Genomic DNA, 23,169 nt, shown 5'->3' with positions numbered 1-23,169 from the left:
CCATTCGCGCCGGGTCGTCGCCATCGATTTGGTGCGTCCGGCCAAAGCCAAAGAGGTCACCCATGGATCAACTCGCAATCGCCGACCGGCGGCAGCTTCGACGCAAGCTGAGCTTCTGGCGCCTGACCGCCATCTGCCTGATCGCCCTTGCCGGGCTCGGTGCATTCCTGTTTTCCAGTTCGGGCAGCACCGGTGCCATCGGGCGGTCCCATATTGCGCGCGTTACGATTTCAGGGATCATTCAGGATGACCGCGAGCTCCTGTCGCGGCTCAACGAAATCGCCAAGAACGACGCGGTGAAGGGATTGATCGTCACGATCTCGTCGCCCGGCGGCACGACCTATGGCGGCGAAGTCATCTACAAGGCATTGCGCAAGGTTTCGGAAAAGAAGCCGGTTGTTTCCGATGTGCGCACGCTTGCTGCATCGGCGGGCTATATGATCGCGCTCGCGGGTGATCAGATTGTCGCGGGCGAAACCTCGATCACCGGTTCGATCGGCGTCATCTTCCAATATCCCCAGATAAAGGATCTGATGGACAAGGTCGGCGTGTCGCTGGAGGAAATCAAATCCGCACCCCTGAAAGCCGAACCGTCACCGTTTCATCCGGCAAGTGATGAGGCCAGGGCGGTGATCCAGGCGATGATCAATGACAGCTACAACTGGTTCGTCGATCTTGTTGTCGAGCGGCGGAAGCTGCCGCGACCGGAGGCGCTGCGCCTTGCCGACGGCCGAATTTTCACTGGGAGGCAGGCATTGCGCGATAAACTGGTCGATCAGCTTGGAGGCGACGATGAAATTCGCGCCTTCTTCGAAACGCGCAAGGTATCGAAAGATCTGCCGGTGCTGGAATGGGAGGCGCCGAAATCATCGCTGCCTTTCGGCCTCGGTGCGATAGCGACGGATTGGGCCAAATCCTTGGGATATGAGGTTTTTCCGATCTTTGGCAGCCTTGAAAAATGGGGCCGGGACAAGTTGTTTCTTGACGGTCTTGTTTCCGTTTGGCAGGTTGGCAGCGATTGAGAAGGACGAGGGGTCAAAGTCGGCCGTCTTCTACGGTTGAGCCTATGCCGCGGATTTTGCGCGAGATGGTTTTTCTGTATCGTCCTGCTAAAAGCGTGAACAATAAACAAGAATGATGAGGGGGCAGCAATGATCAAGTCAGAATTGGTGCAGATCGTTGCGGCTCGCAATCCGCATCTTTATCACCGGGATGTCGAGAACATCGTCAATGCGGTACTCGACGAAATCACCGACGCGCTCGCGGCCGGAAATCGCGTCGAGCTTCGCGGCTTCGGCGCGTTCTCGGTTAAGAACCGACCGTCGCGCTCCGGCCGCAATCCGCGCACCGGCGACAGTGTTTTCGTCGAGGAAAAATGGGTTCCGTTCTTCAAGACCGGAAAAGAGCTGCGTGAGCGACTTAACCCGGGCGCTGACGACGAAGATGACGAATGAGGCGTCCTGACCTGTCCGGCCATCTTTAGGCTGGCTGGACGCACAGGCATGACGGAGACGGACTGATGATGAAAAAGCTTATGAATATCCTGGTGCTCATTCCCGTGGGCATCGTTTTGATCGTGCTCTCTGTCGCTAACCGGCAGACGGTGACGCTGGCGCTCAATCCGTTCAATCCGGCAGACAGCGTGCTCTCCGTGTCGGCGCCCTTCTTCGTCTTCCTGTTTCTTGCCGTTATCCTTGGCCTGATCGTCGGATCGCTGGCCACCTGGTTCGGGCAGGGAAAATACCGCAAGCGCGCGCGCAACGAAGCGACCGAGGCGGTGAAATGGCACGCGGAAGCTGAAAAGCACCGCACCCGCGCTGAAACGATCGCATCCCAGACATTGCTGCCAGCAGCGTCCAAATAATCAGGTTCAGGTCGTAGCAGCCGCTTTGCTGCTGACGGCTGCGTTGAAATCCGCAAAGAATTGCTGGGCAAGCTTCTTGGACGTGGAATCGACCAGTCTCGATCCGAGTTGCGCCAGCTTGCCGCCGATCTCCGCCTTCGCCTCGTAGCGCAGTATGGTGTCCGGCCCGTCCTCGATGAGCGCGACGTCCGCGCCACCCTTGGCAAAACCCGCTATGCCGCCCTTGCCTTCCCCTGAAATCGTATAGCTCTCCGGAGCATTGATGTTGGAGAGCACGACCTCGCCCGCAAACGACGCGGAAACCGGGCCGATCCGGATCTTCACCGTCGCCGAAAGCTCGGTCGGCGATTTGAGCTCCAGGGACTGACAGCCCGGAATACATTGTTTCAGGATTTCCGGGTCGTTAAGGGCAGCCCACACGACGTCTCGGGGTGCTGCGATCCGTTCTTCGCCGCTCATATCCATGCGATCATCTCCTCCCGTTCCTCCGGTCTCATCTATCGCAGATCGGAAACAGCTTTGCCAAGAGAAAGAGCGGTGCTATTTGCAGGCTTGATTGGCGGCACCAGGATTGAACCCGTGAAAGACAAAGATCGACGGCCGAAGGGCAAAGGCACACCGCCCGCGGCATCGCGTAGCGGGCAGAATCGCTCCCTGTCCGGGCCGAAAGACAAGCCTTCGGGGCCACGCCAGGTAGCAAGACCGAGCAGTTCGCGCCCCACACCCGGCGCGCGCGCCGAAAAAGCCGAGGCTTGGCCGGCCGCATCCGTCGAGGCTGCTGCGCCGGTTGCGGCTGTCCGTATCCGCACGGGTGAAAAGCCCGCAGAGCGCATCCCGGTCATCCTGGAAACCACCGGCGCCCGCGACTATCACCTGATCGACAGCGGCGACGGATTGAAGCTCGAGCAGTACGGCTCCTACCGGATCGTCCGGCCCGAGGCGCAGGCGCTCTGGCCAAAGGCGCTGCCCGTACACGTCTGGGAGAATGCCGACGCCGTCTTTACCGGTGATACGGACGAGGACGGCATGGGTCGGTGGCGGTTCCCCAAGGACATGCTCGGCGAGACATGGCCGATGCAGATCCTCGATGCCGACTTTTTCGGACGCTTCACGTCTTTCCGCCATGTCGGCGTTTTTCCCGAGCAGTTGGCGCACTGGAGCTGGATGAAGGAGAGGATCGAGACCGCCGGCCGGCCGCTCAAGGTTCTCAACCTGTTCGGATACACCGGCGTCGCGTCGCTGATTGCAGCAAGGGCCGGTGCCGAAGTCACCCATGTCGATGCCTCGAAAAAGGCCATTGGCTGGGCGCGGGAAAACCAGGCGCTCGGGCGTGGCGAAAAGCTGCCGATCCGCTGGATCTGCGAAGATGCGATGAAGTTCATTCAGCGCGAGGAACGGCGCGGAAGCCGCTACGATATCATCCTCACCGACCCGCCGAAATTCGGTCGCGGACCGAATGGCGAGGTCTGGCATCTGTTCGAACATCTGGCCCTGATGCTCGATATCTGCCGGGAAATCCTTTCGGAAGATGCCCGTGGCCTCGTGCTGACCGCCTATTCCATCCGGGCAAGTTTCTATTCCATCCATGAACTGATGCGCGAGACGATGCGCGGCCGCGGCGGCGCGGTGGAATCGGGCGAACTCATCCTGCGCGAGGGCGGGCTCTCCGGCAAGGAACCCGCCCGCGCGCTTTCAACATCCCTTTTCAGCCGATGGGTACCGAAATGAGCCATGATATCAGAGACCACGGCCCCCGTCGCGTCGGTCAGGTCAAGGAGGTTACAAGCCTCACCAATCCGATCATCAAGGACATCAAGGCGCTGTCGCAGAAGAAGGAACGCGACGAGACCCGCTCCTTTCTTGCCGAAGGCCTGAAGCTCGTCATCGATGCGCTCGAGCTCGGCTGGACCATCAAGACGCTTGTCTATGCCAAGGCCGCCAAGGGCAAACCGCAGGTCGAACAGGTCGCCTTGAAGACGGTTGCGACCGGCGGCCTGGTGCTCGAAGTCAGCGAAAAGGTCCTGTCGGCCATCACCCGCCGCGACAATCCGCAAATGGTGGTCGGCGTCTTCGAACAGCGCTACGCCAGCCTTCGTGATGTCACGCCCGCGCTTGGCGAAACCTATGTGGCGCTCGACCGCGTCCGCGATCCCGGCAATCTCGGCACGATCATCCGCACAGCCGACGCCGCCGGTGCATCCGGGGTGATCCTGATCGGCGAGACGACCGATCCGTTTTCGCTCGAAACCGTGCGGGCCACCATGGGCTCGGTTTTTGCCATGCCAATCATCCGGGCAACGGTTGCCGACTTCATCAAATGGCAGAAGGCGGCCGGCGTCCAGGTCGTGGCCACGCATCTTGCCGGTGCCGTCGACTACCGGACCATAGACTACCGCAAGAAGCCAGTCGTGGTTCTCATGGGCAATGAGCAGGCGGGCCTGCCGGACGAACTGGCGAAGGAGGCGACGGCATTGGCCCGCATTCCCCAGCAGGGTCGCGCCGATTCGCTCAATCTGGCGATCGCCACCGGCATCATGCTGTTCGAGGCGCGCCGGCACCTGTTGACATTGGATGGCAAGGCATGATGCAGAGGACCGCAGTTTTTCCCGTCCGCTGCCGATCGCGGTGTTCATCATCCTTGCCGTCCTGCTCGACCAGGCGATCAAGGTCGCCGTCGAGAGCTGGCTTCCCTACGGCGAGGATGTGGCGCTGCTGCCCTTCCTGGCTTTGCACCGCATCTATAATTACGGCGTCGCCTTTTCGCTGTTTTCGGGCGTCGAGCGCTGGGCGATCATCGGCCTGCGGATCGTCGTCGTGGCCTTTGTCCTCTACCTCTGGCGCAAGACGCCGCCGGATCGCGCCTTTGCCCATCTCGGCTATGCCATGATCATTGCCGGCGCGATCGGCAATCTCATCGACGGCGTGCTTTACGGCTACGTCATCGATTATGTCCTGTTTCATCTTGAGACCTGGTCCTTCGCGGTGTTCAATCTCGCCGATAGTTTCATCACGCTTGGAGCCGGGTCGATCATTCTGGACGAGCTTCTGCATATGAAAAAACGGGATCGTTAAAATCCTACGGATCGCTTGAAAACATTCGGAACGCTTGGCGTGATAAGGGTTCCGACATGAGCGAATTGTCAAAACTGCAGCAACGCATCGACGCCGAATTCAACGCCCGCCCGCCGGTGAGAACCCTGACGCGTAGCGCAGGGCCTGGTTCGGCCTACGATGATGATCTGCATTCGCTGGAGCCTGACGAGGACATCGAGGTTCGCGAGGAACGCTACCCCGCCCTGCGACCGGCGCTCGCTGGCGCTGGTCTTCTCTGCTCTGCCGCCGTCTTTGGAACCGGCATGGATGCCGGCCTTTATTTCCTGTCCGGTTGCCTCGCTGTTGGTGGCGTCACGGGTGCAGCACTTCTTCTGCGGGACTGGCACCGCGCCTCGTCGCGCAAGCCGAAGGTTGCGCGCCAGGCCGAGATGGAAAAAGCCGTCGATCGGCAATGGGAACGCAGCGAGACATCGCAGCTGCTATCGACCATCCACGACGCGCTCGGCGATATCGCCATCGTGCGTGAACCCGGCGGCAAGATCGTTCAGGCCAATGCCGTTTTTCGCCAGCTGACGGGATGCGTGAAGCCTGAGGGCATGACCTGCGAGGGGATCGGCCTGAATTTCGAACCGGAACCGGCGCCGCGTCATTTCCGCGTCCGTATCCCGACCGCCAAGGGTCTGCGGATTTTCGACTGGCATGATGTCATCGCCCGTGAGCCGGCAAGCGGCCAGTTCATGCTGCACAGCATTGCCCGTGACATTACCGAGGAAAGCCGGATCGCACGCGAAACCGAGGAAGCGCGGCGTCGTGCGGAGCAGGCCAGCCAGGCCAAGTCGCGTCTGCTCTCGACCGTCAGCCACGAAATCCGCACACCCTTGTCAGGCATCCTCGGCATGAGCCATCTGATCAGCCAGACGCGGCTGACGAGCGAACAGAAGAATTACCTGGCCGGCATGCGCCAGTCCGGCCACGCGCTGGTTCAGCTTGTTGATGACCTCCTGGATTTTTCCTCGATCGAAGCCGGGCGCTTCCAGTTGCGTCCGTCGAAGGAGCCCTTGCGGGAGCTGATCGAAAGTGTCGTCGAAATGCTGTCCCACCGGGCCCATGAAAAGGGCATCGAGATCGGCGCCACAGTTTCCGCCGACGTTCCTGGCCTTCTGGATTTTGACCCGGCGCGCTTGCGGCAGGTGCTGTTCAACGTGATCGGCAACGCCGTCAAGTTCACCCATGCCGGCGGCGTTTTCGTCAATGCCGGCATCGACGGCGAGACCGTCGTCATCCGCATCGACGATACCGGCCCAGGGATGACGACTGAGGAACAGGCGCGCATATTCGATGAATTTGAGCAGGCGGGCGGCGCGCAGCAGCGCTCTGCCGGCACCGGGCTTGGTCTCGCCATCTCGCGCCGGATCATGGAAGCATTCGGCGGAAGGCTCGCTTTGTCGAGCAAGCCGGGCGAGGGCAGCCGGTTCGAGATCCGCTTTCCAGCTATCGGAGGCGACCTGAGTGCTGCGCCGCGTGTCCGGCGCGGCATACTCGCAGAATCGCGTGTTCTCGTCATGGCACCTGCAGGCCCAGCATCGCAGGCGCTGGAGGCGACGATCACGACGCTCGGCGGTCTATGCTGCTGCGTGACCAGCGTCGAGGAGGCACAGGCCTTCGCGGTCCGGGCGATCAGTGGCGTGGCGCCGCTGACAGACATCATCGTTGATCACCGGCATGCCGCCCATTTCCACAGGCTGCTGTCCGCTCTGCCGCAGCTCGAGGAAATGCAGCTGCGCAAGACCTACCTCGTCAATCCCGAGGAAAGAAACGGCCGCCCCATCAACCAGATGGATGGTTATGATGCCTGGCTGATACGGCCTTTGCGCGAGAAATCGCTTGTCGAGGTCCTGAAAGGGCGGATGAAGGGAATGGAAGTGCGTGACGCCATCAATGACAACCGGCCGATGCTGCGGGACGTTCCGGTCCATGCCGAAGCGGTCTTTTCAGGCGGCGTGCTTCTGGCCGAGGACGATCCGATCAACGCTTTCCTCGTTCGCTCCGTCCTGGAGAAAGCCGGGCAGAGTGTGCGTGTCGTCGGTGATTTTGCTGCGCTCGGAATGGCGCTCTACGAGGCACCCGCTGCTACCCGCATCAACCCGGAACTGATCATCACGGATCTCAACATGCCGGGCGGCGATGCTTTCGCGATGCTCCGCCGCATCCGCGCGCAGGAGCGCAGTTCCGGGGCCAGAGCCGTGCCGATCATCGTGCTCACATCGGACACCCGGCCCGACATCCGCCGCGAGTTGCTGGATGCAGGCGCTGATTCGGTCCTGCCGAAACCGGCCGATCCCAAGACCCTGACTGCGGTGGTCGAGCAACTAATCGACCGCTGACCACCCGCAAGTCGTCTATCACCGCGCGAAGAGCCCATCGCTTTCCCCGGCCGCTCAGATGTCACTATCCTGTCGCAGAAACATGGTTTATGCCGCTGCAGGATCAGCTGGTCGGGATGATTGCGATGACGGTCGAATTTCTGGATAGGGCAACTCTCGCGGAGGCGCCGCAGCACCACGCCCGCAAAATTCAAGCGCCCGCGCCGGACGTGCTCGGTCGTATCGGAAATCTCGAAACGCGCCTAGCGCGCAGCAATTCCGAAATCGATGCCGCCCAGGCGGTCCGTTACAAGGTTTTCGTTGAAGAAATGAAGGCACAAATCCCGCAGGACGCCGATCGTCGCAAGCGTGACGCGGATGCCTGGGACCTGGTCTGCGATCATCTTCTCGTGCTCGACACGTCGATTGATGGCGACCCGGAAGACCAGATCGTCGGTACCTACCGCCTGCTGCGTCAGGATGTGGCTGTCAACACGGGTGGTTTCTACTCGGCTTCCGAATTCATGGTCGACAGCCTGCTCAAGCGCCATCCCGCAAAGACCTTCATGGAACTGGGCCGGTCCTGCGTGCTTCCCGAGTATCGTACCAAGCGCACGGTCGAACTGCTCTGGCAGGGAAACTGGGCTTACGCACTGAAATACGGCGTCGATGCCATGTTCGGTTGCGGCTCCTTTCCGGGCACGGTGCCGGAGGAGCATGCGCTTGCCCTTTCCTTCCTGCATCACAATGCACTGGTCAGCGAAGACTGGGCCGTGTCGGCCCGCCCGGAATTGTTTCGCACGATGGACCTGATGCCGTCTGAAGCGATCAACATGCGCAAGGCGCTTGCCGCCCTGCCGCCTCTGATCAAGGGCTACATGCGCCTGGGCGCCATGGTTGGTAACGGCGCCGTCGTTGATCACGCCTTCCGCACGACGGACGTGCTGATCGTCCTGCCGATCACCAGTATTTCCGGCCGCTATCTTAATTATTACGGGGCGGATGCCGGGCGCTTTTCCGGACAGGTTTCCTGAAGCGTTGCCGATGCTGTTCTCTCGGGAACAGCATGGTTTAAAGATTTGGTTAAGTTAACCCCAATTTAAAGCAGATATCGACGGCCCTGTTTTGATATTGTTCATCGTCTCAAAACAGATCGCATATTTTATAACGAAACTATATTGAAAAATAAAAGGCGCGGGATTAGGGATTCCGAACGGTGCCCGTAACACCGAACGGTTATTCTCCGCTCATGACTTAGGAAGTATTACGTGGTGCCCGCCCCCTTTGCAGGGAGGCGGGCTTTTTTTGACTCGATACTATGCGCCGGCATTATGTGCGGCAATCGCCGCCATGTTGACGATGTCGGAATCCTTCGCTGTCATGGAAACGATCTGCACCGATTTGTCGAGACCGACGAGAAGCGGTCCGATGATGGTCGCGCCGCCCAGTTCCTGCAGCATCTTGGTCGAGATCGAGGCGGAATGGAAGGCTGGCATGACCAGGACATTGGCAGGCCCCGAGAGCCGGCAGAACGGGTACTGTTCCATCACCCGGCTGTTGAGCGCGACGTCGGCGGCCATCTCGCCGTCATATTCGAAATCGACCCGACGCTTGTCGAGGATATTGACGGCCTCGCGCACCCGCTCGGAGCGCTCGCCCGATGGATTGCCGAAGGTGGAATAGGCAAGCATTGCAACGCGCGGCACGTAGCCGAGGCGTTTTGCAAGGCCGGCCGCTTCTTCGGCAATATCCGCCAGTTCCTCGGAAGAGGGCATATCGTGCACGGCGGTGTCGGCGACAAGCACGGTACGGCCGCGGCAAAGCGCCAGCGACACCCCGATGACGCGGTGGCCCGGTTTTGGATCGATGCAGCGGCGCACGTCCTCGAGTGCTGTCGAGTAGTTGCGCGTCAAGCCGGTGACCATGCCGTCGGCATCGCCGAGTGCTACCATGGAGGCGGCAAAATGGTTGCGGTCATTGTTGATCAGGCGCTGGGCATCGCGAAACAGGTAGCCGTTGCGCTGCAGGCGGGCGTAGAGGTAATCGGTATAGGCACCGATCCGCTTTGAGATGCGCGCATTGACGATTTCGGTCCCGGGCCGGTCGAGATCGATGCCCTCGCGTTCGGCGGTCTCGCGCATGCGGTCCTCGCGACCGAGCAACAGAGCGGTGCCAAGGCCCTGGTTGGCATAGGCGATCGCCGAGCGCATCATCAGCACTTCCTCGCCTTCGGCAAAGACGATGCGCTTGGGCTGGCGACGAACGCGCTCGTAGATGCGCTGCAGGGTGGAAGCGATCGGGTCGCGGCGGGCGGAAAGCTGGCGGCCATAGGCCTCGAGATTAGGGATCGGCTTGCGCGCGACACCGGTTTCCATGGCAGCCTTGGCGACAGCCACCGGGATTGCCGAGATCAGCCGCGGGTCGAAGGGCACGGGGATGATGTATTCCGCACCAAAGCGCGGCCGGTTGCCCTGGTAGGCAGCGGCGACATCGTCCGGAACATCCTCCTTGGCAAGGCTTGCCAGTGCTTCCGCCGCCGCGATCTTCATCGCGTCGTTTATCGTCGAGGCCCTGACGTCGAGCGCGCCGCGGAAGATATAGGGAAGCCCAGCACGTTGTTGACCTGGTTGGGATAGTCCGAGCGGCCGGTCGCCATGATCGCGTCGTCACGGATGCGGGCGACTTCTTCCGGCGTGATTTCGGGGTCGGGATTGGCCATGGCGAAGATGATCGGCCGGTCGGCCATCGAGCGGATCATCCCTTCGGAAAGCGCGCCCTTCTGCGAAAGGCCGAGAACGACGTCGGCGCCGTCCATGGCTTCATCCAGCGTGCGTTTGTCGGTTTTGACCGCATGCGCCGATTTCCACTGGTTCATGCCTTCGGTACGGCCCTGGTAGATGACGCCCTTGGTATCGCACAGGATGACGTTCTCAGGGGCAAAACCCATCGACTTGATCAGTTCGATGCAGGCGATAGCGGCAGCACCCGCGCCATTGCAGACGAGTTTCGTCGTCTTGAAGTCGCGGCCGGTCAGGGTGAGCGCATTGATGAGACCCGCGGCGGCGATGATCGCCGTGCCGTGCTGGTCATCGTGGAACACCGGAATATCCATGATCTCGCGCAGTCGCTGCTCGATGATGAAGCATTCAGGCGCCTTGATGTCTTCGAGGTTGATGCCGCCGAAGGAGGGGCCGAGGAAGCGGACGCAATTGATGAATTCGTCGACATTCTCGGTATCGACCTCGAGATCGATCGCATCGACATCGGCAAAGCGCTTGAACAACACGGCCTTTCCTTCCATGACGGGCTTGGAGGCCAGCGCGCCAAGATTGCCCAGGCCGAGAATGGCGGTGCCGTTGGAAATCACGGCGACCATGTTGCCGCGTGTCGTGTAATCATAGGCGAGCGCCGGGTTTTCGGCGATCGCCTTGACCGGAACGGCGACGCCGGGCGAATAGGCAAGAGAAAGGTCGCGCTGCGTCGCCATCGGCTTGGTGGGCGAAATTTCCAGCTTGCCGGGCCGGCCCTGCGCGTGAAAATCCAGCGCTTCCTGATCCGTGACACTTTTGCGCGTGCGATCCGTCTTGTCTGTTTCCGACATGGTTCCTCCTCAACCTCCTGTGGGCCACGGCTTTCGCGTGCCTCTTTGTTGTTGTCTTCTATAAACGCCCGTGAATAGTGTGGCACCACTTTTTTAGGAAAACCATGACATTCGTGACTGAGCCCGCCGCCCGAAACAATGAGGTCCTGACCGCCGCGCAACTGGCGACGGAGGAAAGCCGGTCGACGGCAACGCCGATGATGGAACAGTTCATCGAGATAAAGGCGAACAATCCGGATTCGCTGCTGTTCTACCGGATGGGCGATTTCTACGAGCTGTTTTTCCAGGATGCCGTCGATGCGTCGCGCGCGCTCGGAATCACGCTGACGCGGCGCGGCCAGCATCTGGGCCAGGATATCCCGATGTGCGGCGTGCCGGTGCATGCCGCCGACGATTATTTGCAAAAGCTGATCGGGCTCGGTTTCCGCGTCGCCGTCTGCGAGCAGATCGAAGACCCTGCGGAGGCCAAGAAGCGCGGCGGAAAATCGGTCGTCAAACGCGATGTCGTGCGGCTCGTGACGCCCGGTACGATCACCGAGGACAAGCTGCTTTCGCCGTTCGAATCCAACTATCTGATGGCGCTGTCGCGCATTCGTGGTGGCTCCGAGCCAGCTTTGGCGCTGGCCTGGATCGATATCTCGACCGGCGTCTTCCGCTTGGCGGAAACCGCGGAGAGCCGGCTCCTGGCCGATATCCTGCGCATCGAGCCGCGTGAACTCATCCTCGCCGATACGCTGTTCCACGATCCGGAGATGCGCCCGGTGATCGATGTGCTGGGGCGGGTCGCGGTGCCGCAACCGGCGGTGCTGTTCGATAGCGCGACGGCTGAAAACCGCATCACCCGCTATTATGGCGTCAAGACGCTCGATGGCTTCGGCAGCTTTTCGCGGGTCGAGATGGCGGCAGCGTCGGCAGCGATTTCCTATGTCGAGAAGACGCAGTTTGCCGAGCGTCCGCCGCTTGGTATACCAGAGCGCGAAAGTGGCGCCTCCACTTTGTTCATCGATCCCGCGACGCGCGGCAATCTGGAACTTGTCAAAACCCTGTCGGGGGATCGCAACGGCACGCTCCTGAAGGCGCTCGACCGGACCGTGACCGGCGGCGGCGCCCGGCTTCTCGCCGAACGGCTGATGTCGCCGCTGACGGAGCCGGAGCGCATCAATGCGCGGCTTGATTCGATCGCCATGCTCACCGATCAGCCCTCGTTCTGTTCCGATCTGCGCGACGTTCTGAAGCGTGTTCCTGACATGCCAAGGGCACTTTCGCGGTTGGCGCTCGGGCGTGGTGGGCCTCGCGATCTCGGCAGCATCCTTTCAGGGCTGCAGACTGCAGCGCAAGTGGGTCGCCTTTTGGAGCGTGGCACGCTGTCCGAGGAGCTTTCACAGACGCTGTCGGCTGTGAACGCCCTGCCGCAGGGTCTGGTCGACAGTCTTGGCTCGATGCTGTCAGACGAACTGCCGCTGCTGAAAAGGGATGGCGGTTTCCTGCGCGAGGGCGCCCATGCGGAACTCGACGAGATGCGGGCGCTGCGCGACCAGTCGCGCCGGGTCATTGCAGCACTGCAGCTGCAATATGCCGAGGAGACCGGCGTCAAGGCGCTGAAGATCAAATACAACAATGTGCTCGGCTATTTCATCGAGGTCACGGCGCTCAATGCCTCGGCGCTGACGGATGGCGATGAGGCCAAGGCCCGCTTCATCCACCGCCAGACCATGGCCGGCGCCATGCGCTTCACGACAACAGTGCTGTCCGAACTCGAAACCAAGATCGCCAATGCCGCCGACCGGGCACTCGCCATCGAGCTGCAGGCCTTCGAAGCGCTGACGTCTGAGGTAGTCGCGGAAGCAGAGGCCATCAAGAAGGCGGCGGTCGCTCTGGCTGTCATCGATGTCTCCGCCGGTCTGGCGACGCTCGCCGAAGAGCAGGCCTATTGCCGCCCGCAGGTCGATCAATCCAAGATGTTTGCGATCGACGGTGGCCGCCATCCGGTGGTCGAGCAGGCGTTGCGGCGGCAGGCCGGCGCCGCCTTTGTTGCCAATACCTGCGATCTGTCGCCGCATGACGGGGAGGGCGATGGCGCCATCTGGCTTTTGACCGGACCCAACATGGGCGGTAAATCGACTTTCCTGCGCCAGAATGCGCTGATCGCCATCATGGCGCAGATGGGGTCGTTTGTACCGGCAACGTCCGCCCATATCGGCATCGTCGATCGCCTGTTCTCGCGCGTCGGCGCCTCCGACGATCTGGCGCGGGGACGCTCGACCTTCATGGTCGAAATGGTCGAGACGGCGGCAATTCTCAACCAGGCGACCGACCGCTCGCTGGTGATCCTCGACGAGATTGGTCGTGGCACCGCGACTTTCGATGGCCTGTCGATCGCCTGGGCAGCCGTCGAGCATCTGCACGAGGCAAACCGCTGCCGCGGGCTGTTCGCCACCCATTTCCATGAATTGACCGTGCTGTCGGAAAAGCTCGGGCGCCTGTCGAATGCGACGATGCGGGTCAAGGAATGGGACAACGACGTCATCTTCCTGCACGAAGTCGGCCCAGGGGCCGCCGACCGCTCCTATGGCATCCAAGTGGCCCGGCTTGCTGGCCTGCCCGCATCCGTCGTTGCCCGCGCCAAGGATGTGCTGGCCAAGCTCGAGGACGCCGACCGCAAGAACCCGGCAAGCCAGCTGATCGATGATCTCCCCTGTTCCAGGTGGCGATTCGCCGTGAGGAGATCGCCAAGGCGGGTCCGTCGAAGGTCGAGGAAGCCTTAAAAAGTCTCAATCCCGATGATATGACGCCGCGCGAGGCGCTGGAGGCGCTTTATGCGTTGAAGAAACAACTTGGCAAGGCTTGAACGCTAGTTTGCCTGTTGTCGGTTTGGCAAAAGGTCTATAGCGCATGAAAACGCAGCGGCTCGCGATTGAGGTCGGACAGGATAGTGGTCGGCATTTGATGGCCAAGCAAGACATGGCATTTCCCGAAATTCTTGATGTCGCGGCCCTGAAAGCCAAATGCGGTTTCATCGCTTCGGCGCATGCGGAATCCCGCGATCCGATGCGGCAGGCCTTGCTGTCAGCGTTCCGCGCCGCCAATCTGGAAGGGCGCGAGAAGGCCCGCAAACTGCTGCTCGAAGACGGCAGCGGGTTGAAATGCGCCCAGCGAATTTCCTGGCTTCAAGACCAGCTGATCACCGTCCTGCATGCTTTCGTGCTCAATGAAATCTTCGACGCCTCCCATGCGCCGGCCCATGCGCGCATCGCTGTCGCCGCTGTCGGTGGTTATGGCCGTGGCACGCTGGCGCCGGGATCCGATATCGACCTCCTCTTCCTTTTGCCGCTCAAGAAAGGCGTATGGGCCGAACCGGCGATCGAGTTCATGCTCTATATCCTGTGGGATCTCGGTTTCAAGGTCGGACACGCGACCCGCACCGTGGACGAGTGCATCCGCCTGTCGCGCAGTGACATGACGATCCGCACCGCCATTCTCGAAACACGCCTGATCTGCGGCTCGATCGAGCTGGCGGATGAACTCGCCGCCCGGTTCGACGAGGAAATCGTCAAGAATACCGGTCCCGATTTCATTGCCGCCAAGCTTGCCGAACGCGATGAGCGCCACCGCAAGGCGGGCGACACGCGTTATCTGGTCGAGCCGAACGTCAAGGAAGGCAAGGGCGGCCTGCGCGACCTGCATACCTTGTTCTGGATCGCCAAATATTTCTACCGGGTGAAGGATAGCGCCGACCTGATCAAGCTTGGCGTTCTCTCGCGGCAGGAATACAAGCTGTTTCAGAAGTCGGACGATTTTCTCTGGGCGGTGCGCTGCCACATGCACTTCCTGACCGGCAAGGGTGAGGAACGCCTCTCCTTCGACATTCAGCGCGAAATCGCCGAATGCCTTGGTTATCATGACCACCCGGGCCTGTCCGCCGTCGAGCGCTTCATGAAGCATTATTTCCTCGTCGCCAAGAATGTCGGCGACCTGACACGCATCTTCTGCGCGGCACTGGAGGACCAGCAGGCCAAGCAGTTGCCGGGGCTGACGGCGGTTTTCAACCGTTTCACCAACCGTGTTCGCAAGATCGCCGGTTCGCTGGAATTCGTCGATGATGGCGGGCGTATCGCGCTTTCGAGCCCGGATGTCTTCAAGCGCGATCCGGTCAATCTGATCCGCATCTTCCACGTCGCCGACATCAACAAGCTGGAGTTCCACCCTGCTGCCCTGAAGCTGGTCACCCGCTCGCTGAGCCTGATCACGCCCGCGCTGCGCGACGACGAGGAAGCCAACCGGCTGTTCATCGCCATCCTGACCTCGCGGCGCAATCCCGAGTTGATCCTGCGGCGGATGAACGAGGCCGGCGTGCTCGGACGTTTCATTCCCGAATTCGGCAAGATTGTCTCGCTGATGCAGTTCAACATGTATCACCACTATACCGTGGACGAGCATCTGCTGCGGGCGGTCGACGTGCTGTCGCGGGTCGATCAGGGCAAGGACGAGGACGTACACCCGCTCGCCGTGAAGCTGATGCCCGGCATCGAGGACCGCACCGCCCTGTTCGTCGCCGTTCTCCTGCACGACGTTGCCAAGGGCCGACCGGAAGATCATTCCACCGCAGGTGCTAAGGTTGCACGCCGGCTGGGGCCGCGCTTCGGGCTGACGCCGAAGCAGACCGAAACCGTCGCCTGGCTGATCGAGGAACACCTGACCATGTCGATGGTGGCGCAGACGCGCGACCTCAACGACCGCAAGACCATCGTTGATTTTGCCGAACGGGTGCAGTCGCTCGACCGGTTGAAGATGCTGATGATCCTGACGGTCTGCGATATCCGCGCCGTTGGCCCCGGCGTCTGGAACGGCTGGAAGGGCCAGCTTTTGCGCACGCTCTATTACGAGACCGAACTGATGATCTCGGGTGGCTTCTCCGAAGTGCCGCGCAAGGAGCGGGCGAAACACGCCGGCGAAGTCTTGTTCAACGCCTTGTCCGACTGGAGCCAGAAGGACCGCAAGACCTATACGAAGCTCCATTACCAGCCTTACCTTCTGTCGGTGCCGCTCGAGGACCAGTTGCGCCATGCGCATTTCATCCGCGAGGCCGACAAGGCCGGGCGGGCGCTGGCGACGATGGTGCGCACCCACCAGTTTCACGCGATCACCGAAATCACCGTTCTCTCGCCCGATCATCCGCGCCTGCTCGCCGTCATCGCCGGGGCCTGTGCTGCGGCCGGCGCCAACATCGTCGACGCGCAGATCTTCACGACCTCCGATGGCCGCGCGCTCGATACGATCCTGATCACCCGCGAATTTCCGGTCGACGAGGATGAAAAACGGCGGGCGGCAAACATCGGCAAGATGATCGAGGACGTGCTATCGGGCGCCCGACGTCTGCCGGAGGTCATTGCCAGCCGCTCCAAGGGCCGCAAGCGCAACAAGGCCTTTACCGTCACGCCGGCGGTAACGATCAGCAACACGCTGTCGAACAAGTTCACGGTCATTGAAGTCGAATGCCTCGACCGCACCGGCCTTTTGTCGGAAATGACCGCGGTGCTTTCGGATCTCTCGCTCGATATCGCGTCCGCGCACATCACCACCTTCGGCGAAAAGGTCATCGACACGTTCTACGTGACCGACCTTGTCGGCCAGAAGGTGACCAGCGAAAGCCGCCAGAGCAATGTCGCGGCAAGGCTGAAGGCCGTCATGGCCGATGAGGCCGATGAGGTGCGCGACCGCATGCCTTCGGGCATGATCGCACCCCAGCAAGCGCCCCGGACGCTGGCGCCGGCCAGAAAGGCAAAAGCCGAATCATGAGCCTCGTCCGCAAGTTCGCAACCGTCGGCGGCGCCACGCTCGGCAGCCGCTTCCTCGGCTTTGCCCGCGAAACGCTGATGGCTGCGGCCCTTGGCACCGGCCCGATGGCCGATGCCTTCTACGCGGCCTTCCGCTTTCCCAACCTGTTTAGGCGCTTGTTTGCAGAAGGCGCGTTCAATGCTGCCTTCGTACCGCTTTTTGCCAAGGAGATCGAAGCCAACGGCGTCGAAGGCGCCAAGCGCTTTTCCGAGGAAGTCCTCGGCGTCCTGTTCTCGGTCCTGCTTCTGATCACCATCGCCATGGAATTGGCCATGCCGTGGATCGTCGCCTGGGTGATCGCGCCCGGCTTCGTCGATGACGCCGAGAAGTTCGACGTCACGGTCAAGCTGTCGATCGTCATGTTCCCCTATCTCATGTGCATGTCGCTGACGGCGATGCTGTCGGGCATGCTGAATTCGCTGCAGCATTATTTCGCCGCCGCCGTTGCCCCGATCTTCTTGAATATCGCGCTGATCGGCGCGCTGGGCTACGGCCTGTGGACCGGTGCTGATCCTCTGGCAACGGCTTGGTATCTCTCCTGGGGTGTGCTTGCGGCCGGCTTTTTGCAGATGGCCGTCCTCTATATCGGCGTGCGCGCCGCCGGCATGAGCTTCAGCCTCAAGCGCCCGCGCATGACACCCAACGTCAAGCGCCTGCTCTGGCTCGCCTTTCCTGCTGCCGTCACCGGCGGCATCACCCAGATCAACCAGCTTATCGGCCAGATGATTGCGTCCACCAAAGACGGCGCCATCTCGGTCCTGCAATATGCCGACCGCGTCTATCAACTGCCGCTCGGCGTCGTCGGCATCGCCGTTGGCGTGGTCCTTTTGCCCGAATTGTCGCGGGCTCTGCGCAGCGGAAACGTCAACGAAGCGGCGAACCTGCAGAACCGCTCGCTCGAATTCGTGCTGTTCCTGACGCTGCCGGCTGCCGGCGCGCTCTGGGTCATCTCGGATGAAATCGTCCGCGTGCTTTACGAGCGCGGGGCTTTTTCGGTCGACACCACATCGACGGTCGCCGCGACATTGGCGATCTACGGTCTTGGTCTTCCCGCCTTCGTGATGATCAAGGCGCTCAATCCGGGTTTCTTCGCGCGGGAGGACACGCGTACGCCGATGAAGATCATCGGCATCTCCGTGGTCGTCAATTGCGCGCTGGCCGTCTCGCTGTTTCCGCTGTTTGCCGAACGCGGCATCGCAACAGCAGAGGCCGTCTCCGGCTGGGTGACGACCATCCTCCTGTTTGCCACGCTCGTAAAGCGCGGGCATTGGACCTGGGAAAACGCCCTGTTCAGCCGCGTGCTTCGGCTCATTGCGGCAACGGTCGTCATGGCGGTCGCGCTGAATTACGCGTCGCTCTATCTCGCCGGCTGGCTCGCGCCAGAATCCTCGCTCTTCATCCAGCTTGCCGCCCTGATGATGCTGATCGGTCTGGCGATGGTCGTCTATTTCAGCGTCGCCTTCCTGATCGGCGGTGCCAACCTGTCGATGATCCGCCGCAACATGAAGCGCAAGCCGGGCACCCGGACCCTGCGCCGCCCGCCGATCTCTGAGGGGTCAGCCATGAAACAGGTCATCGCCCGCATTGCTTTGCTCGTCCCTGACTACGACGCCGCCATCGCCTTTTATTGCGGCAGCCTTGGCTTCGATCTGCTGGAAGATGCAGACATGGGCGAAGGAAAGCGCTGGGTCGTGGTTCGCCCGCAAGGTGCTGCGGAAACGGCGCTCGTGATCGCGAAAGCCGAGGGCGCTCGACAGGAAGCGGCGATCGGCAACCAGACCGGCGGTCGCGTCGGCTTTTTCCTCTTCACCGATGATTTTACCCGCGATCACGCGGCGATGCGGGAAAAAGGCGTCGTCTTTCTCGAAGAGCCGCGCCGCGAGCCTTATGGGACGGTGGCCGTCTTTGCCGATCCGTTCGGCAACAGCTGGGATCTGCTGCAGGTCGCGGGTTGAGGGCTCCGCTTTTCCCTTGATCGGCGGGCAAGGCCGTTGCATAAGCCCGCCAGCATCAACAGAGACCAGTTCGGTATACCCGGCCCTCCACAAGCCAGATCGAGGACATCATGTCAGACTTCCAGCCGCTCGTTTTCTCCGGCGTCCAGCCTACGGGCAATCTTCATCTCGGCAATTATCTCGGCGCGATCCGCAAGTTCGTGGCGCTGCAGGAAAATAACGACTGCATCTATTGCGTCGTCGATCTGCATTCGATTACGGCGCAGTTGGTGCATGACGATCTGCCCAGCCAGACCCGCGCGATCGCCGCCGCCTTCATCGCCTCGGGCATCGACGCGGAAAAGCACATCGTCTTCAACCAGTCGGCCGTGCCGCAGCATGCCGAGCTTGCTTGGATCTTCAATTGCGTCGCGCGCATCGGCTGGATGAACCGCATGACCCAGTTCAAGGACAAGGCCGGCAAGGACCGGGAAAATGCCTCTCTCGGCCTCCTCGCCTATCCGAGCCTGATGGCGGCCGACATCCTCGTCTATCGCGCCACCCATGTGCCCGTCGGCGACGACCAGAAGCAGCATCTCGAGCTTGCCCGCGACATCGCCCAGAAGTTCAACAACGACTTTTCCGGCCACATCCGCCGGGCCGGCCACGGCATCGATACGATGGTGGGCGAAGAGGCGGTGCATGCCTTTTCCCTGCGGTCGAGCCTCTGATCGGCGGACCGGCACCGCGCGTCATGTCGCTGCGCGACGGTACCAAGAAGATGTCGAAGTCCGATGCCTCCGATCTCTCCCGCGTCAACCTGATGGACGATGCCGAGACGATCTCGAAGAAAATCCGCAAGGCCAAGACCGACCCGGATGCGCTTCCAAGCGAAGTCGAGGGCCTCAAGGGCCGTCCGGAGGCCGACAATCTCGTCGGCATCTATGCGGCGCTATCCGACAAGACCAAGGAACAGGTGCTGTCCGAGTTTGGCGGCCAGCAGTTTTCGGTGTTCAAGCCTGCACTGGTCGATCTCTCCGTCGAGGTTCTTGCCCCGATCACCGGCGAAATGCGCCGGCTGATGGAGGACACGACCCATATTGACGGCATCCTGCGCAACGGTGGCGAACGGGCCCGCGCCCGGGCTGAGAAGACCATGAAGCAGGTGCGCGAGATCATCGGCTTCCTGCAGTAGATGGGATGAAAAAGACCTCTTGCAGCCATTTCGAACGGGTGTAAAAGTTCCGCCATGGTTTCAAGAAGACTCTCGAGAATGGAAGGTCACCGCCGCAAGTTTATGGCGGTGATCGACGATACGCCCGAATGTGGCCGCGCCGTTCATTATGCCGGCCTGCGCGCCAAGAATTCCAATGGCGGGCTGGTTCTGCTCTACGTGATCGCCGACGGCGACTTCCAGCAATGGCTGGGTGTCGAAAGCATCATGCGGGCCGAAGCGCGTGAGGAAGCGGAAGCGGTTCTCGCCAAGATCGCCCAGACGGTGCGCGAGACGATCGGTATCGAGCCGGAAATGGTGATCCGCGAAGGCAGCGCCGCTGAGCAGATCCATGCGCTGATCGAGGAAGACCGGGATATCGCCATTCTGGTTCTGGCATCGGGTTCCGCCAAGGATGGCCCGGGCCCGCTCGTCTCGTCGATCGCCGGCAAGGCCGCAGCCTTTCCGATCCCGGTCACGGTCATTCCCGATCTTCTCACCAACGAGGAAATCGACGCGCTGAGCTAAGGGGAAAATCTCTCCTGAGGACGGTGAAAGCATCGCGTTGCGCTCTTGAAGCGGCTGTCCAAACGGCATATATTCTTTTGAATAATTCTAAACAAGCCGGTCGCGCGACGACCCCGGCTGACGGAGACCACGATGTTCATCCAGACCGAAGCCACGCCAAACCCCGCCACTTTGAAGTTCCTGCCCGGCAAGGTCGTCATGGAGAACGGCACGGCCGAGTTCCTTGACGAGGAAGAGGCTGCCGCCGGCTCGCCGCTCGCCGCCCGCCTGTTTGCCATCCCCGGTGTCACTGGCGTGTTTTTCGGCTATGATTTCGTTACCGTGACCAAGGAAGCGCAGGAGTGGCAGCATCTGAAGCCGGCCATTCTCGGCTCGATCATGGAGCATTTCATGTCCGGCCAGCCGATCATGTCCGTTGCCGGCGCAAGCGATGATGCCAATGATGTCGAGGGGGAATTCTTCTCCGAAGGCGACGAGAGCATCGTTGCGACCATCAAGGAGCTGCTCGAAACCCGCGTGCGCCCTGCCGTGGCGCAGGACGGTGGCGACATCACCTTCAAGGGCTTCCGCGACGGAACCGTCTTCCTCAACATGAAGGGCGCTTGCTCGGGCTGCCCGTCCTCCACGGCGACGCTGAAGCATGGCGTGCAGAACCTGCTGCATCACTTCATTCCCGAGGTTCAGGCCGTCGAAGCGGTCTGATCGATGATGCCGTCTATCCGGCTCAAGGCCCTGTTGCAGCCATGATCGTTCTTGCCCTCGATACGGCGGGAACGGGCTGTTTTGCCTGCGTCTATGACAGTGATCGCGATGTGGTTTTGGCCATGACCGGTGCCGATATCGGTCGCGGTCATGCCGAGCGGCTGATGGGCTTCATTGATGAGGCCTTGGTCGAAAGCGGCAAGACACTGTCCGATGTCGATCGGATCGCAGTAACTGTCGGTCCGGGATCCTTCACCGGGATACGCGTCGGGGTGGCGGCGGCGCGCGGGTTTGCGCTGGCGCTTGCTGTACCCGCCGTCGGCATATCGAGCCTTGCGGTGTTGGCCAGGGCTGCGCGGCAGGTGCATCAGGCCCAAGCGGTTTTTGCCGTCATGGATGCCAAGCGCGACGAAATCTATGGGCAGATGTTCGATGCCTCAGGCGCGGCAATGGCCGAGGCGACAGCCTATACCGTCGATGAAGCTCGCCAATTGGCATCCGGTTTCGTTGGTGTCGTCTGCGGCTCGGCGCGGGAACTGCTGCTTGGCGAACACACTGATTCCGATGCGCCGCGCTATCTGGCTGACATCGGCGTCGTCGCGCGTCTGGGCGCGATCGCCGATCCAGCCTTCGGCAAGCCAAAGCCGCTATATCTGAGAGGCCCGGATGCAAAGCCGCAACTCGGCTTTGCGGTGGCACGAGCGTGAGATGGCACTGACGGATTATTTTACCCGCAAACCGGAATTTGACATGTTCGCCATGAAAACGGCGGACCTGCCCATGGCGGCTGCCATCCACAAGGCACGCTTCACCTCGCCTTGGAGCGATGGCGAGCTGCATGCGCTTCTGGTGCAGGACACGGTTTTCGGCTTCGTTGCGCAGCAGAATACCGGAAGCCGCCCGCTGACAGCAGGGTTCGTGCTGGCGCGGGTCGCAGCCGGCGAGGCGGAAATCCTCACCATCGGTGTCGATAGCCGCTATGCGCGCGCCGGTCTCGGTTGGCGGCTGATGCAGGCCGCGGTGCGCGAGGCACGCGCCCGCAGCGCCGAGACGATGTTCCTCGAAGTCGACGAATTCAACACATCCGCCCTTGGACTTTACCGAAAGCTCGGCTTCCTGAAGGTCGGCGAGCGCCGCGCCTATTACCAGAATGCCGATGGCGCCCGCACGGCGGCCTTGGTCATGAGGCTTGATCTTGCTTAGCGCACGCGCCTCTGCTGGAAGCCCCACCTTTCCGGGACGTCACGGCCTTGGCCGGAGGGACGTTGCGTGATCAACTGGCTGCGCATCGTGCTGGCGATGTTTCTCCTGTCGCTGGCGACACTGGTCATGGCCCCGGTGCAAATGCTTCTTCTCTCGCTGGACCGTCCGGCGCGCCGCACTTTGCCGCGCATCTGGCATCGGCTGGCCTGCACGCTGATCGGCATCCGTGTCAGGGTTCACGGCACGCCGGACCGGCAACGTCCGCTGCTTCTCGTCTCCAACCATGCGACCTGGAAAGACATCCTGGTGCTGGGTTCCATTGCCGACGTGGTTTTTGTCGCCAAGTCGGATGTCAAGAAATGGCCGATCTTCGGCCTTCTCGCCCGGCTCCAGGCAACCATCTTCATCGATCGTGATCACAAGCGCACCACCGGCGCGCAGGTCAACGAGATCGGCCAGCGCCTGGCCGCTGGCGAGATCGTCGTGCTTTTCCCCGAAGGCACGACCTCGGACGGCAACCGGCTGCTCGAGGTCAAGACCTCCCTGTTCGGTGCCGCAGCCTCGGCCGTTCCGCATTCGCCGACCGGGGCCGTGCATGTCCAGCCGGTGGCGATTGCCTATACCGGCATTCACGGCATGCCGATGGGCCGATACCATCGGCCGGTCGCGGCCTGGCCCGGCGATATCGGCCTTGCACCGCACCTGATCGGCGTCTTGCGGGAAGGGGCGATGGATGTCGATGTCATCTTCGGCGAGCAGATCACCTACACCGCGACCAGCAACCGCAAGCAGGTCAGCCGCGAGATCGAGGCGCGCATCCGTGCCATGCTCGGCCTCAAGCTGCGCGGGCGCTGAGGCCTGGGATCAAGGGG

Annotated in this window: 16 protein-coding genes and 4 pseudogenes; 18 read left to right on the top strand and 2 right to left on the bottom strand. The window is 61.6% G+C overall.

Annotated features, from left to right (window positions below):
* The first annotated feature begins 62 nt into the window (after positions 1–62).
* The 3 genes from sppA to P6U16_RS09510 all read left to right on the top strand — a co-directional run bounded on the left by sppA (position 63) and on the right by P6U16_RS09510 (position 1,864).
* Positions 63–1,022 carry a signal peptide peptidase SppA gene (gene sppA / locus P6U16_RS09520; protein WP_277703533.1) on the top strand — a complete coding sequence of 320 codons (960 nt, stop codon included), beginning with the start codon at positions 63–65 and terminating at the stop codon, positions 1,020–1,022.
* A gap of 129 nt (positions 1,023–1,151) precedes the next feature.
* Positions 1,152–1,454, top strand: coding sequence for an integration host factor subunit beta (locus tag P6U16_RS09515; RefSeq protein ID WP_062582825.1), 303 nt, complete (start codon positions 1,152–1,154; stop codon positions 1,452–1,454).
* A gap of 65 nt (positions 1,455–1,519) precedes the next feature.
* Complete coding sequence (locus P6U16_RS09510; protein ID WP_277703532.1) at positions 1,520–1,864, top strand: DUF1049 domain-containing protein; 345 nt, start codon at positions 1,520–1,522, stop codon at positions 1,862–1,864.
* A gap of 6 nt (positions 1,865–1,870) precedes the next feature.
* Here the strand turns inward: P6U16_RS09510 and P6U16_RS09505 are convergent, their stop codons facing one another.
* Positions 1,871–2,329, bottom strand: a complete 459-nt coding sequence (locus tag P6U16_RS09505) for a carbon monoxide dehydrogenase subunit G (RefSeq protein WP_277703531.1) — start codon at positions 2,327–2,329, stop codon at positions 1,871–1,873.
* Between the two features lie 114 nt (positions 2,330–2,443).
* On the opposite strand from P6U16_RS09505, the gene P6U16_RS09500 reads away from it, so the two are divergent.
* The 5 genes from P6U16_RS09500 (at position 2,444) to P6U16_RS09480 (ending at position 8,315) form a co-directional block, all read left to right on the top strand.
* Positions 2,444–3,592, top strand: coding sequence for a class I SAM-dependent rRNA methyltransferase (locus P6U16_RS09500; protein ID WP_277703530.1), 1,149 nt, complete (start codon positions 2,444–2,446; stop codon positions 3,590–3,592).
* Positions 3,589–4,449: an RNA methyltransferase gene (locus P6U16_RS09495; protein WP_277703529.1), complete on the top strand. Its 861-nt coding sequence runs from the start codon at positions 3,589–3,591 to the stop codon at positions 4,447–4,449. The genes P6U16_RS09500 and P6U16_RS09495 overlap by 4 nt, the downstream gene beginning before the upstream one ends.
* A complete protein-coding gene (gene lspA, locus P6U16_RS09490; protein ID WP_277703528.1) occupies positions 4,436–4,936 on the top strand; it encodes a signal peptidase II in 501 nt (166 codons plus the stop codon). The genes P6U16_RS09495 and lspA overlap by 14 nt, the downstream gene beginning before the upstream one ends.
* 56 nt (positions 4,937–4,992) lie before the next feature.
* Complete coding sequence (locus P6U16_RS09485) at positions 4,993–7,302, top strand: ATP-binding protein (RefSeq protein WP_277703527.1); 2,310 nt, start codon at positions 4,993–4,995, stop codon at positions 7,300–7,302.
* A gap of 125 nt (positions 7,303–7,427) precedes the next feature.
* Entirely contained in the window at positions 7,428–8,315 is an 888-nt protein-coding gene (locus P6U16_RS09480; RefSeq protein WP_277703526.1) for a GNAT family N-acetyltransferase, read from the top strand.
* A 282-nt stretch (positions 8,316–8,597) separates the two neighbouring features.
* Here P6U16_RS09480 and P6U16_RS09475 read toward each other — a convergent pair.
* Positions 8,598–10,882, bottom strand: a pseudogene (locus P6U16_RS09475) (NADP-dependent malic enzyme).
* Positions 10,883–10,933: 51 nt separating this feature from the next.
* Here P6U16_RS09475 and mutS point away from each other — a divergent pair.
* From mutS to P6U16_RS09425, 10 genes and pseudogenes are all read left to right on the top strand, one after another.
* A pseudogene (gene mutS, locus P6U16_RS09470) lies at positions 10,934–13,730 on the top strand (DNA mismatch repair protein MutS).
* 98 nt (positions 13,731–13,828) lie between these two features.
* Positions 13,829–16,678, top strand: coding sequence for a [protein-PII] uridylyltransferase (locus tag P6U16_RS09465; protein WP_277703525.1), 2,850 nt, complete (start codon positions 13,829–13,831; stop codon positions 16,676–16,678).
* Positions 16,675–18,234 (top strand): annotated as a pseudogene (gene murJ, locus P6U16_RS09460) (murein biosynthesis integral membrane protein MurJ); the annotation flags it as partial. The gene P6U16_RS09465 and the pseudogene murJ, both read left to right, overlap by 4 nt.
* Positions 18,220–18,672 (top strand): VOC family protein, encoded by a 453-nt coding sequence (locus P6U16_RS09455; RefSeq protein ID WP_349017694.1) that lies wholly within the window; start codon positions 18,220–18,222, stop codon positions 18,670–18,672. The pseudogene murJ and the gene P6U16_RS09455, both read left to right, overlap by 15 nt.
* 110 nt (positions 18,673–18,782) lie before the next feature.
* Positions 18,783–19,846 (top strand): annotated as a pseudogene (gene trpS / locus P6U16_RS09450) (tryptophan--tRNA ligase).
* A 54-nt stretch (positions 19,847–19,900) separates the two neighbouring features.
* The gene (locus P6U16_RS09445) at positions 19,901–20,392 is read left to right on the top strand and encodes a universal stress protein (RefSeq protein ID WP_277703524.1); all 492 of its coding nucleotides are present in this window, start codon (positions 19,901–19,903) and stop codon (positions 20,390–20,392) included.
* A gap of 132 nt (positions 20,393–20,524) precedes the next feature.
* Positions 20,525–21,094, top strand: a complete 570-nt coding sequence (locus P6U16_RS09440) for a NifU family protein (protein ID WP_277703523.1) — start codon at positions 20,525–20,527, stop codon at positions 21,092–21,094.
* Between the two features lie 41 nt (positions 21,095–21,135).
* A complete protein-coding gene (gene tsaB / locus P6U16_RS09435) occupies positions 21,136–21,801 on the top strand; it encodes a tRNA (adenosine(37)-N6)-threonylcarbamoyltransferase complex dimerization subunit type 1 TsaB (RefSeq protein WP_277703522.1) in 666 nt (221 codons plus the stop codon).
* 1 nt (position 21,802) lies between these two features.
* Positions 21,803–22,297 carry an N-acetyltransferase gene (locus P6U16_RS09430; protein WP_277703521.1) on the top strand — a complete coding sequence of 165 codons (495 nt, stop codon included), beginning with the start codon at positions 21,803–21,805 and terminating at the stop codon, positions 22,295–22,297.
* Between the two features lie 66 nt (positions 22,298–22,363).
* A complete protein-coding gene (locus tag P6U16_RS09425; protein WP_277703520.1) occupies positions 22,364–23,152 on the top strand; it encodes a 1-acyl-sn-glycerol-3-phosphate acyltransferase in 789 nt (262 codons plus the stop codon).
* Positions 23,153–23,169 lie beyond the last annotated feature (17 nt).

The sequence above is a fragment of the Rhizobium sp. 32-5/1 genome, from assembly GCF_029537235.1.
GTDB lineage: Bacteria > Pseudomonadota > Alphaproteobacteria > Rhizobiales > Rhizobiaceae > Pararhizobium.
This window is presented reverse-complemented; position numbering and strand designations above follow the sequence as displayed.

What these genes read in the sequence shown, in the direction of transcription:
- sppA (WP_277703533.1), top strand. Translation starts at nt 63, where the DNA reads ATGGATCAACTCGCAATCGCCGACCGGCGGCAGCTTCGACGCAAGCTG.
- P6U16_RS09515 (WP_062582825.1), top strand. Translation starts at nt 1,152, where the DNA reads ATGATCAAGTCAGAATTGGTGCAGATCGTTGCGGCTCGCAATCCGCAT.
- P6U16_RS09510 (WP_277703532.1), top strand. Translation starts at nt 1,520, where the DNA reads ATGATGAAAAAGCTTATGAATATCCTGGTGCTCATTCCCGTGGGCATC.
- P6U16_RS09505 (WP_277703531.1), bottom strand. Translation starts at nt 2,329, where the DNA reads ATGGATATGAGCGGCGAAGAACGGATCGCAGCACCCCGAGACGTCGTG.
- P6U16_RS09495 (WP_277703529.1), top strand. Translation starts at nt 3,589, where the DNA reads ATGAGCCATGATATCAGAGACCACGGCCCCCGTCGCGTCGGTCAGGTC.
- lspA (WP_277703528.1), top strand. Translation starts at nt 4,436, where the DNA reads ATGGCAAGGCATGATGCAGAGGACCGCAGTTTTTCCCGTCCGCTGCCG.
- P6U16_RS09485 (WP_277703527.1), top strand. Translation starts at nt 4,993, where the DNA reads ATGAGCGAATTGTCAAAACTGCAGCAACGCATCGACGCCGAATTCAAC.
- P6U16_RS09480 (WP_277703526.1), top strand. Translation starts at nt 7,428, where the DNA reads ATGACGGTCGAATTTCTGGATAGGGCAACTCTCGCGGAGGCGCCGCAG.
- P6U16_RS09465 (WP_277703525.1), top strand. Translation starts at nt 13,829, where the DNA reads ATGGCCAAGCAAGACATGGCATTTCCCGAAATTCTTGATGTCGCGGCC.
- P6U16_RS09455 (WP_349017694.1), top strand. Translation starts at nt 18,220, where the DNA reads ATGAAGCGCAAGCCGGGCACCCGGACCCTGCGCCGCCCGCCGATCTCT.
- P6U16_RS09445 (WP_277703524.1), top strand. Translation starts at nt 19,901, where the DNA reads ATGGTTTCAAGAAGACTCTCGAGAATGGAAGGTCACCGCCGCAAGTTT.
- P6U16_RS09440 (WP_277703523.1), top strand. Translation starts at nt 20,525, where the DNA reads ATGTTCATCCAGACCGAAGCCACGCCAAACCCCGCCACTTTGAAGTTC.
- tsaB (WP_277703522.1), top strand. Translation starts at nt 21,136, where the DNA reads ATGATCGTTCTTGCCCTCGATACGGCGGGAACGGGCTGTTTTGCCTGC.
- P6U16_RS09430 (WP_277703521.1), top strand. Translation starts at nt 21,803, where the DNA reads ATGGCACTGACGGATTATTTTACCCGCAAACCGGAATTTGACATGTTC.